This is a genomic window from Prevotella sp. HCN-7019 (assembly GCF_037890215.1).
Taxonomy (GTDB): Bacteria; Bacteroidota; Bacteroidia; order Bacteroidales; family Bacteroidaceae; genus Prevotella.
The window spans coordinates 272,714-286,196 of sequence record NZ_JBBKBO010000003.1 but is presented as its reverse complement, the minus strand read 5'-3'; the positions used below and the strand labels follow the sequence as shown (position 1 = coordinate 286,196).

The 13,483-nt window shown below is 43.3% G+C and carries 6 protein-coding genes; all 6 read left to right on the top strand.

The annotated features are described in order from the left end of the window. The first annotated feature begins 290 nt into the window (after window positions 1-290). Entirely contained in the window at window positions 291-2,804 is a 2,514-nt protein-coding gene (locus WKT13_RS06175; protein ID WP_340323267.1) for a glutaminase domain-containing protein, read from the top strand. Window positions 2,805-2,996: 192 nt separating this feature from the next. Continuing rightward, window positions 2,997-4,592 carry an IPT/TIG domain-containing protein gene (locus WKT13_RS06170; protein ID WP_445323586.1) on the top strand — a complete coding sequence of 532 codons (1,596 nt, stop codon included), beginning with the start codon at window positions 2,997-2,999 and terminating at the stop codon, window positions 4,590-4,592. An 11-nt stretch (window positions 4,593-4,603) separates the two neighbouring features. After that, on the top strand, window positions 4,604-7,708 hold the full coding sequence (locus WKT13_RS06165) for a SusC/RagA family TonB-linked outer membrane protein (RefSeq protein ID WP_340323265.1): 3,105 nt from the start codon (window positions 4,604-4,606) through the stop codon (window positions 7,706-7,708). A 13-nt stretch (window positions 7,709-7,721) separates the two neighbouring features. Next, window positions 7,722-9,818: a RagB/SusD family nutrient uptake outer membrane protein gene (locus WKT13_RS06160; RefSeq protein ID WP_340323264.1), complete on the top strand. Its 2,097-nt coding sequence runs from the start codon at window positions 7,722-7,724 to the stop codon at window positions 9,816-9,818. 21 nt (window positions 9,819-9,839) lie between these two features. Then, window positions 9,840-10,922, top strand: coding sequence for a DUF4973 domain-containing protein (locus WKT13_RS06155; RefSeq protein ID WP_340323263.1), 1,083 nt, complete (start codon window positions 9,840-9,842; stop codon window positions 10,920-10,922). Window positions 10,923-11,172: 250 nt separating this feature from the next. Next, window positions 11,173-13,185 (top strand): beta-L-arabinofuranosidase domain-containing protein, encoded by a 2,013-nt coding sequence (locus WKT13_RS06150; RefSeq protein WP_340323369.1) that lies wholly within the window; start codon window positions 11,173-11,175, stop codon window positions 13,183-13,185. The last annotated feature ends 298 nt before the right edge of the window (window positions 13,186-13,483 follow it).

The window sequence follows — 13,483 nt, the reverse complement described above, 5'->3', positions numbered from 1 at the left end:
CATTGTAATAAGAGTAAAGTGTTAAAAAACAGATTTTAGGTGTTTATTTTTTTATTTTCTTCGTCTTTTATTCTTTTTTTTACAAAAAAATGGTTTACTTTGCATCATACAAAGGTTTTGAAGCATCAAATAAAGATTCTAACAAGTTTAAATAAGATTCTGATCATATATAAGATATATAATGATGGTGCTTGGGCTTTTCTTGAAAGGTAAGCAAAGATTGCTTGAAGGGTAACATGAAAAATTATAAGTAAGGTTGATTATTAACTAACTTTAGAATTATAAATTTGATGAAGAAATTATTAATGTCTGTTGCAGTATTTGCTACTGCAGTGTTTGCCAATGCTCAGACACCGGAGGACTTCGTGCCCTATAAGAGCACAAAACTTCGTCTGCCGTCTGTGCCGCTGGTAGTTTCTGATCCTTATTTTTCTATTTGGTCTCCGTATGATAAGCTCAATGACGGTGATACACGCCATTGGACCAACGACGAGAAACCTCTTGAGGGACTTCTGCGTGTTGACGGCAAAACTTATCGTTTCATGGGATCGAAAGAAAGATATCTTCTTGAATCAATCGTTCCTATGGCTGATGAAGTTGAGTGGAAGGCACAGTACACACGTACAAATCCTGGAGCAGGCTGGGAAAAACCTGATTTTAATGCAAATGGCTGGAAAGAAGGTACAGCTGCGTTCGGATCTCCTGATCTGAGCAATGTTCGTACACGCTGGTCTGAAGAAAACTCAGATCTTTATGTTCGCCGTACTGTTGAACTTACAGAAGATGATCTGAAGAACGATCTTTATCTGGTTTATTCTCATGATGATGTTTTTGAGATCTTTATCAACGGAACTTCAGTTGCAAAGACAGGTGAGACTTGGCGTGAGGGTGTGAAGCTTCATCTGAATGATGATGTTAAGAAGCTTCTCAAGCCGGGCAAGAATGTTATTGCCTCTCATTGCCACAACACAACAGGTGGTGCATACACCGATTTCGGTCTGTTCAAGAATCTTGCACGCAGCAACGAACAGATTCTTCAGGCAGAGCAGAAGTCTGTTAGCGTACTCGCCACATCTACTTATTACACATTCGTGTGTGGACCGGTTGAACTTGATGTTGTATTCACAGCTCCTATGCTGATAAATGATTATGATCTGCTGTCAATGCCGATCAACTACATTTCATATCAGGTTCGCTCTACAGACAAGAAAACACATGACGTTCAGTTCTATCTGAGTGCAAATCCTCTGCAGGGTGTTAATAAGAGTTCACAGCCGACAGTTTCTTCAACTGTTATAAAGAATGGTGTGAAATACCTCAAGACAGGTACAATTGATCAGCCGATTCTTGCAAAAACAGGTGATGGTATCTGCATCGACTGGGGTTACTTCTATATGCCTAATGTGAACGGAAATGTAAGCCTTTCTTCAGAAAACAAGATCAAGGATGCTTTCCTTTCTACAGGTGAACTTCCTGAAAGTGAAGAAAAAGTTGTTTGCCGCAAGGCTTCACAGATGCCTACACTGGCTTATGTTCATAACTTCGGCAACGTAACAACAGCTTCAAGCTTCACAATGCTCGGATATGATGAGATTCAGGATATTGAATATATGTACGAGCGCTATAAAGGCTATTGGGCACATGGTGGCAAGGTTACTATTTTCGATGCATTCGACCGTCTTAAGAACAGTTACTCTGACCTTATGGCAAAATGCCGTGAGTTTGATAAGATGATATATGATGATGGTCTGAAAGCAGGTGATGTTAAATATGCTGAAATTCTTTCAGGTTCTTATCGTCATGTGATCGCTGCTCACAAACTCTTTGAGGATAAAGATGGTAATCTGTTGTTCTTCTCAAAGGAAAATAACTCTAACGGTTGTGTAAACACTGTTGACCTTACATATCCGGAAGCACCGTTGTTCCTTGTTTACAATCCTGATCTGCAGAAGGCAATGATGACAAGTATCTTCGAATACAGTTATTCAGGCCGTTGGACAAAACCGTTCGCTGCACATGACCTCGGACAGTATCCGCGTGCTAATGGTCAGGTATATGGTGGTGACATGCCATTGGAAGAAGCAGGTAATATGATTACTCTTGCTGCAATGATTGCAAAGATCGAAGGCAATACAAAATATGTTGACAAGTATTGGGATGACATCACAACTTGGACAAACTATCTTGTTGAAAACGGTCAGGATCCAGCCAACCAGCTTTGTACTGATGACTTCGCTGGTCACTGGGCTCATAACGCAAACCTTTCTGTGAAGGCTATCATGGGTGTTGCCGGTTATGCAGAGATGGCTCGTATCAAAGGCGATGCTGCAACTGCAGACAAGTACATTAAGATTGCAAAGGATATGGCAGCTAAGTGGGAGAGCGATGCACGTGAGGATGATCACTATCGTCTTGCTTTCGACCGCGAAAATACATGGAGCCAGAAATATAATATGGTATGGGATAAGTTATGGAATACCAATATCTTCCCGAATGATGCAATGCAGCGTGAAATCAAGTATTATCTGAAGAAACAGAATAAATACGGATTGCCGCTTGACAGCCGTAAGGATTATACCAAGAACGACTGGATCATGTGGACTGCAGCAATGGCTCCGAACAATAAGACATTCTTGAAATTCGTTGCTCCGGTTTATGATTATATCAATGAAACAGAGTCACGCGTTCCAATCAGTGACTGGTATGACACAAAGACTGGATTGATGACCGGATTCAAGGCTCGTTCTGTGATCGGCGGTTTCTGGATGAAGGTTCTTGCTGACAAACTTGCTGAGAAAAAGTAATCGTTTGTAATCCTTAGGGGTTATATATGAAAAATATGCTTGTCGTCGCATGGGAATTTTATAGATTCCCTGCGACTGACAATCAAGACGATTGTTTCATGGCATTGGGAGTTCCCAGTGTTGTGATACTATGAATATGCTGACTATACAATCAGATATAAACTAAAAACAATCAATCCTTAATCAATTAATATGTTAAAAAACTATGACACTTTGCACAGATATCTATATGGTATCGTGCTGGCACTCTTCGCATGTTGCTTTGTTTCATGTAGCGACGACGATGAGGCGACATCTTCGGAATATGATCCGAACAAGTCAGTGGCTATTACCGATTTTATTCCAAAAACTGGTAGTGCAGGTCAGAAACTTATCATCTATGGTGATAACTTCGGCAACGACACTTCCAAAGTTGATGTGACAATTGGTGGTAAGAAAGCTGTCTTGATCAATTGTAAGAGTAATGTGAAGAACGGTAAGGACGGTATTTATTGCTTCGTTCCTTCTGGTGCTTACACAGGTGAAATTGAAGTTACAGTTGGTGATGAGACAATGGGAACACAGACCGCTGTTTCTCCTGAGAACTTCAATTATGAACTTAAAATGGTCGTAGGACGTATTGCAGGTTATCGCAATGAGTTTGACGACCAGGGCTGGCATGACGGTCCGTTTGATGAGTGTACAGGATTCGCTGCTGATGGTGAGATGAAGTTCGATCCATTGTACCCGAAACACCTGTATATTGCATACGATAACGGAAGTCCTGGTATTCAGCTTATGGATTTTGAAACAGAAACTGTAACATCAGTAATGTCTTCTTCAAGATTCGGTACAGGTCGTCTGCGTTCTGTAGACTTTACTTTGGATGGCAAGTACATGATTGTTTCTGTGGATATGGATAACAGCCAGCAGCGCAGTAACTCTGTTTGGATTGTTACACGTAATGAGGATGGTTCTTTCAATGACAATTCTCCTATTCAGCTCTTGGCTGCTTACAGACAGTGTAATGGTGCTTATATCCACCCGATCAATGGAGAACTTTATTTTAACTCTTATGAACAGGGACAGGTATTCCGTCTTGACCTTCAGGATTATTTTGACGTTGTTGATAATGGCGGTACATGGGTTCCTTATGTTCTCGACAATGACGCATTCCAGATGTTGTTCACAATCCAGGATATCAACTGGGAGTTCAAGATGGTTATGCACCCATCAGGAAAATATGCTTATATAGTTGTTGTCAACCAGCATTATATTCTCCGTACAGACTATGATGAGGCAAATAAGAGATTTACTGCTCCTTACGTTGTCGCTGGTCAGATGAAGACAGCAGGTTGGAATGACGGTGTTGGTACAGCAGCACAGCTCTCAACACCTTATCAGGGAGTGTTCGTTAAGAATGAAGACTATGTTGCTCAGGGTAAGGATGATATCTATGATTTCTATTTTGCAGAAAAAGGAAACCATGATGTACGTGTCATGACACCGGAAGGCATCGTTCGTACTTTCGCAGGACGTGGTAGCCGTACTTCTGCTGCTGATAACAATATCTGGGGTACAGATAATGGTGATCTTCGTGAAGTTGCACGTTTCCGTGACCCGACAGGTCTTGCTTACGATGAGAGTAAGGAAATGTTCTATGTACTTGACACTGTAGGACGCTCTATCCGTACAATAGGTATGGAGGAACTTCCTGAAGAAGAAAGTGGAGATAATAATGAAGGTTCCGGTACAGAAGAAGGAGATTCTGAAGGTACAGAAGGCGGAACAGAGACAACTGCTAATTAACAATCAAAGTTATGAAGAAGTATTTATTAATGCTGTTTATAATGCTGGGCATGACTGTAAATGCTCTGGCGCAGGAGACTTTGGAAATAACCGGTGTTGTAACCGATCCTACCGGTGAACCTATTATCGGTGCCAATGTCAGTAAAAAGGATGACCCGGGACTTGGTGCTATTACCAATGCCGATGGTGTATATAAAATAAAGGTAAAACAATATCAGACTCTTGTTTTCTCATATCTTGGTTTCAATAAGGTTGAGGTGCTCGTTAAGGGCGATAAGACCAAAATAGACGTGAAGATGACAGAGGAAACTGTTAATGCTGTGGACGAAGTCGTTGTAACAGCTTTGGGTACACAGAAGAAACTTAATGTGACAGGTGCTATTACCAACGTTAACATGGGTGATTTGAAGCACTACACATCTTCTAACTTGTCAAATACTTTGGCCGGAAATGTTCCTGGTATCATTGCTTACCAGACTTCAGGTCAGCCGGGTAAGAACACTTCTGAGTTCTGGATCCGTGGTATATCTACTTTCGGTGCAAGTTCTTCAGCTCTTATCCTTGTTGATGGTTTCGAGCGTGATAATCTTGATGAACTTAACATTGAGGATATTGAGTCTTTCACAGTGCTCAAGGATGCTTCTGCTACTGCAATTTACGGTTCTAAAGGTGCTAACGGTGTTGTACTTATTACAACAAAACGTGGTAAGGCTGGTAAGATCAACGTTAACGGTAAATTTGAAACATCTTATAACACACGTACCATTACTCCTGAATTTGTTGATACAGGAACATACATTGATCTTTTGAATGAGGCACGTATTACAAGAAGTATGGGTGCTGCATATTCTCAAGAGGAAAAGGAATTGTTCCTTAACGGACTTGATCCGGACCTTTATCCAAACGTTGACTGGAAGGATGTTCTTCTTAAGGATGGAGCTTTCAGCTATCGTGGTAATGTGAACCTCAGTGGTGGTGGTAATACATCACGCTATTATGCTTCTATTGCATACGTTGAAGACCAAGGTATGTATAAGACAGATAAGACTTTGAGAGACAAGTATGATACAAATGCCAATTATAAACGTTGGAACTATCGTTTGAATGTAGATATTGACATCACACCAACAACAGTTTTGAGACTTGGCGTATCTGGTGACTTGAACAAACGTAACAGTCCGGGACTTGGTGATGATCTTGTATGGGGACAGCTCTTCGGTTACAACAACATTCTCTCACCGATTATGTATTCAAATGGTTATGTTCCTCAGATCAATATCGGTCGTGATGATAACCACGTGAACCCATGGGTATCTGCAACACAGACAGGTTATAATGAAGAGTGGACAAACAACCTCTATTCAAATGCTTCACTTGAACAGAACCTTGACTTCATTACACAGGGTCTTAAATTTACTGCACGTTTCGGTTACGATACATACAACGACAACTGGATTAACCACAGACGCTCTCCGGCCACTTATCACGCAAACGGCCGTGATGATAATGGAAATATTATCTGGGATCAGATACGTGCAGAATCTCCGATGACTCAGAGTTCCGGAAATAATGGTTCACGCCGTGAGTTCCTTGAGCTTCTTCTCAACTACAACCGTACATTTGCAAAGGTTCATAATGTGGGATTGAACGCTCGTTTCACACAGGATACAAGCATTCAGACTCAGAACTTGGGTGATGATATCAAGAACTCTGTATCACGTAAGAACATGGCTCTTGCCGGTCAGTTGACTTATAATTATGCAAACCGTTATTTCATTGACGGTAACTTCGGTTACAACGGAACAGAGAACTTCTCTGATGGTCATCGTTGGGGATTCTTCCCGGCATTCTCTGTTGCGTGGAACGTAGCAGAGGAATCGTGGGTACGTAAAGCTGCTCCTTGGATGAATATGTTTAAGATACGTTATTCTTATGGTAAGGTAGGTAATGATGGTATCTATGAAAATGGTGCTCTAGTACGTTTCCCGTATCTGTATACAATAGATTCTGCAGGAGAAAATGTATATAATTTCGGTACATCGGTTTATGCTAAGAACTATAATGGTCTTCATTATTCACAGTTGGCATCTCAGAATGTAACATGGGAAGTTGCGCGCAAGAGTGACCTTGGTCTTGATCTTGTGTTGTTCAACAATAAATTCTCTTTGACTGTTGACTACTTCTATGAGAAACGTAGTGGACAGTATATGAAGCGTAACTACATTCCTGCAATGGCCGGATTTGAAAGCACTCCTTGGGCTAACGTAGGTGTAGTGAAGAGTGAAGGTTTTGATGGAAACTTCTCTTATAACCAGAGAATCAGTGAAGTAGATCTTACTGTACGTGGTAACATTACATATAGCAAGAATGAGGTGCTTGAATCAGATGAACAGTTCAACGCTTATCCTTATCAGTACAATAAAGGTTATCGTGTAAATCAGCAGAAAGGTCTTATAGCTCTTGGTTTGTTCAAGGATTATGAGGACATCCGCAACAGCCCAGTGCAGACATTTGGTGATTACCAGCCTGGTGATATCAAATATAAAGATGTAAACGGTGACGGTCAAATTACTGACGGTGATATGGTTGCGATAGGTTCAACATCTACACCGAACCTTATTTATGGTCTTGGTTTTACTGTAAGATGGAAAGATTTCGACTTTAACCTCCACTTCCAGGGCGCAGGTAAATCTGATGTACGTATTGAAGGTAAGTGCGTTTACGCATTCCGCGAGAATCAGTGGGGTAATGTATTCAAGGGTATGCTTGACGACCGTTGGATTTCTTCAGAAATATCCGGTACAAAGGAAACCGAAAATCCGAATGCTTCATATCCTCGTCTGACATACGGTGTGAACGAAAACAACGAGAAACCGTCTTCATTCTGGCTTCGTGATATGAGCTATCTTCGTTTGAAGAACCTTGACTTTGGTTATACATTGCCGAAATCAATTGTAAACAGAATACACTTCAACAGTATACGTTTCTATATCACAGGAACAAACCTGCTGACTTGGTCTAAGTTTGATACATGGGATCCAGAGTCACTGCAGACACGCGGTGAGGAATATCCTCTTACAAAATCAGTAACTGTGGGTGTACAGGTTAATTTGTAAAAAAACAGTCAATATGAAAAAGAAAATTGCTATATTAATGTTCTCTGTTCTTGGCGTAGGATCTCTGACTTCTTGCGTTGATTTGGACTCAGACAAATATTTTGATGACCGTAGAACACTGGAATCTGTGTTTGCGGATAAGAACCAGACTTTGGAATGGCTGGCATACGCTTATTCTTTTCTGAAGAATGAGAACGTAGACGTGGGATCAAAGGGCGCAGGATTTTATTACAGCTTTGACGACTGTATGTATTATGGCGACCGCGACTCAAAACTGTTCGGAGATAATAAGGACGATGTGAGAGTTTCTTATAACTCTTACAGAATGGGACTTTATGACGAAAACTATGACAACAATGCATGGGCATCTTGTTATAAAGGTATCTATCAGGCTTCAGTATTCATTCATAATGTTGATAAGAACAAAGATATGAGTGAGCTTGAGAAGCTCGATTATAAAGGACAGGCTCGTTTCGTACGTGCATACTATTATTGGTTGCTTCTCCGTAAATATGGTCCGGTGCCAATCGTTCCGGATGAAGGTATTGATTATACCCAGACTTATGAGGAAATGGCTATAGCACGTAGCACTTATGAAGAAGTTGTTGAGCATATCGCAAGCGAAATGGTTCAGGCTGCAAAAGAAATACAGTACACCAAACGCGATCAGGAAAACATCGCACGTCCGACAAAGGGTGCATGTCTTGCAACACGTGCTTTGGCTTACATCTATGCAGCAAGTCCTCTTGCAAATGGTCAGCTTGCAAATGGTCAGCATGATCCTTCAAAGGTAGATGCAAGCATTGCTGAGGACTTCAAGAACAAGAACGGTGAATATCTGCTCAGCAAGGAATATGATGAGAGCAAGTGGGCTCGAGCTGCTGCTGCCTGCAAAGATGTAATGGAACTTGGTGCTTATGAACTGTACCATGCTCCGTTCAGTACATCTGATACAGATATCAGCCCGGCAACTATCGTACCGCCAGCAGACGGAAACTTCTCTGAGAAAAACTGGCCTGATGGATGGAAGGATATAGACCCGCAGAAATCATATGCAAATATCTTTAACGGAAATGTATATCCACAGGATAATCCTGAGCTTATTTTCTCACGTATTAATAATATGTTGAGGAATAATAATGGAAGTATCGAGTCTTTTGTTCTTCATGAGATGCCGGTTAGCTGTGGTGGATGGAATACTCACGGTCTGACACAGAAGATGGTTGATGCATATTATATGAACGATGGAACAGATGTTCCTGGTAAGGACAGCGAATTGAACGGTGGCGATGGCTCTGAGCGTGTTCAGGGATGGACTACACGTCAGAACTATAAGGATTATCCGCCATTGAAAGCCAATGTTTCCTTGCAGTATGCTAACCGTGAACCGCGTTTCTACGCATCTGTAGCTTTCAGCGGAAGCGTGTGGGAGTGTGCCGGTGACCCGACAACATCAAACCGCAACCGACAGATATTCTACTACCGTGGTGGTGGAGACGGTTACATCAATGCATTCTCTTATCTGCGTACTGGTATCGGTGTTAGGAAATGGTATAATCCGAGTGATTATATTTCTGGAAGTCACTCAATGGACAATATCTCTGCAAAGGCTGAGACTGCTATCCGCTATGCTGACATTCTGTTGATGTATGCAGAAGCACTCAACGAACTTGATGGAACACATAATGTTGAATCATGGGATGGTAGCACAACATACACAATTTCTCGTGATGTAAACGAAATCAAGAAGGGAATCCAGCCTATCCGTATACGTGCCGGTGTACCTGATTACTCAGATGCCACATATAACGACAAGAATGCATTGCGTGAGAAAATCAAGCGTGAGCGTATGATTGAGTTCCTCGGTGAAGGCAAACGTTTCTTCGATCTTCGTCGTTGGATGGATGCTCCAATTGAAGAGTCACAGCAGATTTACGGTCTGAACGTATTCATGACAAGTTCTGCAAAAGACGACTTCATGCGTGTAATTCCTACAACAAACCTCCAGCAGACATTCTCAGAAAAGATGTACTTCTGGCCGGTTACTCACGATGAGTTGAAGCGTAACAACAAACTTGTACAGTCTCCGGGTTGGACAAACTATGACTAATCATAAAATATGAATAATAAGATGAAACATATAGCTATATTAGGTGCATCACTTTTTGGAGCACTTTTGCTTACAACATCCTGCAATGACGAGTGGGAAGACGAGCAGTATGCACATTACATCAGCTTCAGCGCTCCGTTGAATTCTAATGGTGTGCGCGATGTCAATGTTCCGTATACACGATGCCTTTTTGACGAGGAAGGTAATGTCACAGGCAACAAGTTCGAGTCAGAAGGCAACGGAGGTATCGGTATTTCAGAGTACGATCTGCCGGTTATCGTTTCAGGTTCTACAACAAATGACAGAAATATCAATGTACATCTGTCTGCAGACCCCGATACATTGGCAACGATGAACTATGCACGTTTCCAGAATCGTACCGACCTTTATTATCAGGATATGACTTCTTATGCAACTTATCCAAGTGAACTTCTGATTGCCAAGGGTAAGGATGTTGAGCTGCTGAACATTAAGTTCAACTTTGCAGGAATCGATATGTCAAAGAAATGGGTTCTTCCTATTCAGATTCTTGATGATGAGAGCTACAATTACGTATCTCATCCGCGTCAGTACTATGCAAAGGCACTTCTCCGTATCTATCCGTTCAACGACTGGTCGGGTGTTTACTCAGGAACTGCTCAGCAGATTTCTATGAAGGGTGACGAAGCTAATGCTTCTGTTGTTGAGAATGTACGTCTGTACGTTGTTGACGAAAACACTGTTTTCATTTATCCTGGTACTATCGATGAAGATCGTGTTGACCGCGCTAACTACAAGGTTAAACTCGAATTTGTACCAACTGACGATACTCATGGTATTGTCAAGTTCTCATGCGACAATCCAAGTGTGAAGTTTGAGGTGACAAAGAATGAGGCTACCGGTGAGGAAGAGATCACACGTTACACTGTTGTAGAAGAGATGGATGCCGTTAAGGACTACATCCTTCACCGTTATGTCATGATCAACAATATCAATTATAGCTTCACAGACTATACATTGGTTCCTGGTTATGAAATGACATACTCAGTACGTGGTTCTCTGACAGGTGAGCGTCAGATCAACACTCAGGAGTCTGACCGTCAGCACGCAATCGACTGGGATTAATAAGACAAAACTCTTATCGAGTATATTCAATCACTCTCCGTATTTTCGGAGAGTGATTTTTCATTTACGAAAGATTCTTCATACCGGATGTCCAAATATTTTTTGGAACACGACCGGCGTAATAATTCTTTTTTGTATTGTCAGTTTACGGTTAATAGCTGTATGTGCAATACACGTTATGCTTAATTACAATGCTTAATTACAAAAACCAAATCTGAACAGCATTATGAGAAAAAACAGACATCATCTCATGGCTTTATTGTTGCTCTTTTCGTCCGGTCTTGCCGGGGCGCAGACAGCACAGGTCGTAGAGAGACCAGACAATGCAAGCCAGAGCAACAATTATGTGAACAGTCGTGCACCTTTGCTTCAGCAGAGTTTCATTAAACTTCCTGTCGGCAGTATACGTCCGGCAGGGTGGGTCAAGCGCTATCTTGAATTGCAGCGCGATGGTCTCACCGGCCATCTCGGTGAGATTTCAGCCTGGCTTGACAAAGAGAATAACGCATGGCTTACTTCCGGCGGCGATCACGGATGGGAAGAAGTGCCCTACTGGCTTAAAGGCTACAGTGATCTTGCATATATCCTTGGTGACAAGAAGATGCTTGATGAAACCAAGCTGTGGATTGAGGCCATATTGAAAAGCCAGCGTCCCGACGGTTCGTTCGGACCGGTGAACATGCATGGCGACAAACCGGAACTGTGGGCTCAGATGATTGCGCTGTCCACGCTGCAGACCTATTATGAATACAGTGGTGACGAGCGCGTAATAAAGCTCATGACCGATTACTTCAAGTGGCAGCTCACCATTCCAGACGACAAATTCCTTGAGGATTATTGGGAGAACAGCCGCGGAGGCGACAACCTCTATACTGTATTATGGCTTTACAACCGCACGGGAGATAAATTCCTTCTCGACCTTGCGCACAAGATACACCGCAATACCGCCGACTGGTGTCAGCCCACAAGCCTGCCCAACTGGCACAATGTGAACATAGCCGAGTGTTTCCGCGAGCCGGCAACATATTACATGCTCACCGGCGACAAGGCCATGCTCCACGCCTCGTATAACGTGCAGCACCTCATACGCCGCACCTTCGGACAAGTGCCTGGAGGCATGTTCGGCAGCGACGAGAACGCACGTCTGGGCTACATAGACCCACGTCAGGGTGTAGAGACCTGCGGAATGGTGGAGCAGATGGCGTCTGACGAGATAATGCTACGCTTCACAGGCGATCCTTATTGGGCAGAGAACTGTGAGGATATAGCCTTCAATACATATCCTGCCGCAGTGATGCCCGACTTCCGTTCTCTGCGTTATATCACGTCGCCCAACATGGTGCAGAGCGACTCAGAGAACCATAGCCCCGGCATAGCAAACAGCGGACCGTTCCTATCTATGAATCCGTTCAGCAGCCGCTGCTGCCAGCACAACCATTCGCAGGGATGGCCTTACTATTCGGAAAACCTTGTATACGCTACTCCCGACAACGGTGTGGCCTTCGTGATGTATGCTGCCTGCACCGCAGATGTGAAAGTGCCCGACAACAAGAAAATAACAGTCACGGAAGAAACCAATTATCCGTTCGACGAGAACATCACCATAACGATAGACAAAGGCAAGGCCGAATTCCCGCTCTATCTGCGCATACCTTCGTGGACTAAGAATGCCGAGGTATATGTCAATGGCGAGAAACAGACCGTAACTCCTGTGAGCGGCAAGTATTATCGCATCAACCGTGAGTGGAAAAAGGGCGACCGTGTGAGCCTGCGTGTGCCCATGTCGCTCAGTATGCGCCGCTGGCAGGTCAACAAAAACAGCGTGAGCGTTGACTACGGACCTCTCACCCTGTCGCTGAAGATTAAGGAACGCTACGTGAAACGCGACAGCAAGGAGACTGCCATACACGACAGCAAGTGGCAGAAGAACGCCGACGCATCGCAGTGGCCGACCACCGAAATATATGCTGACAGCCCATGGAACTACGCACTCTATCTCAATCCGGAAAACGCGCTCGGCGACATAGAGGTGGTGAAGAAACCGTGGCCGGCCGACAACTTCCCGTTCACTCTTGAGAGCGTGCCGCTCGAGTTCAAGGCCAAAGGCCGTCAGGTGCCGTCGTGGACGCTCGATGCCACCAAGCTGTGCGGAGTACTGCCCGACGAGTGCGCGCCGAAAGCCGCCACGCTCGATGACATAACGCTCGTGCCGATGGGTGCCGCCCGTCTGCGTATATCAGCTTTCCCGACCACCGACAAATAGTCTGTCACGTCATAAACAACCGATGTCCGCATCTCTGTCACAGGGGTGCGGACACTTTGTTTCTGTAGAAATCAGGTGAAGATCGGTTTTTAATGGAAATCCGATGATTAGATATCAGATAATCATCGTTTTCTTTCAGCCCGTATGAAAACAAGATATAGGGGACTTTCAGATTATAACCAGATTTTGATTTTTCCGTCTGAGTTTTCGGTTCTACCCCAAAAATCCGGCGCGTATTTGCGGGCAGACTCTTCCTCAGACGCAAATTCGCGAATTATGAGAGGTTATCCTAAAATGT

Excerpts from the sequence above, each read along its gene's own strand:
- WKT13_RS06175 (WP_340323267.1), top strand. The coding sequence starts at position 291 with ATGAAGAAATTATTAATGTCTGTTGCAGTATTTGCTACTGCAGTGTTT.
- WKT13_RS06170 (WP_445323586.1), top strand. The coding sequence starts at position 2,997 with ATGTTAAAAAACTATGACACTTTGCACAGATATCTATATGGTATCGTG.
- WKT13_RS06165 (WP_340323265.1), top strand. The coding sequence starts at position 4,604 with ATGAAGAAGTATTTATTAATGCTGTTTATAATGCTGGGCATGACTGTA.
- WKT13_RS06160 (WP_340323264.1), top strand. The coding sequence starts at position 7,722 with ATGAAAAAGAAAATTGCTATATTAATGTTCTCTGTTCTTGGCGTAGGA.
- WKT13_RS06155 (WP_340323263.1), top strand. The coding sequence starts at position 9,840 with ATGAAACATATAGCTATATTAGGTGCATCACTTTTTGGAGCACTTTTG.
- WKT13_RS06150 (WP_340323369.1), top strand. The coding sequence starts at position 11,173 with ATGGCTTTATTGTTGCTCTTTTCGTCCGGTCTTGCCGGGGCGCAGACA.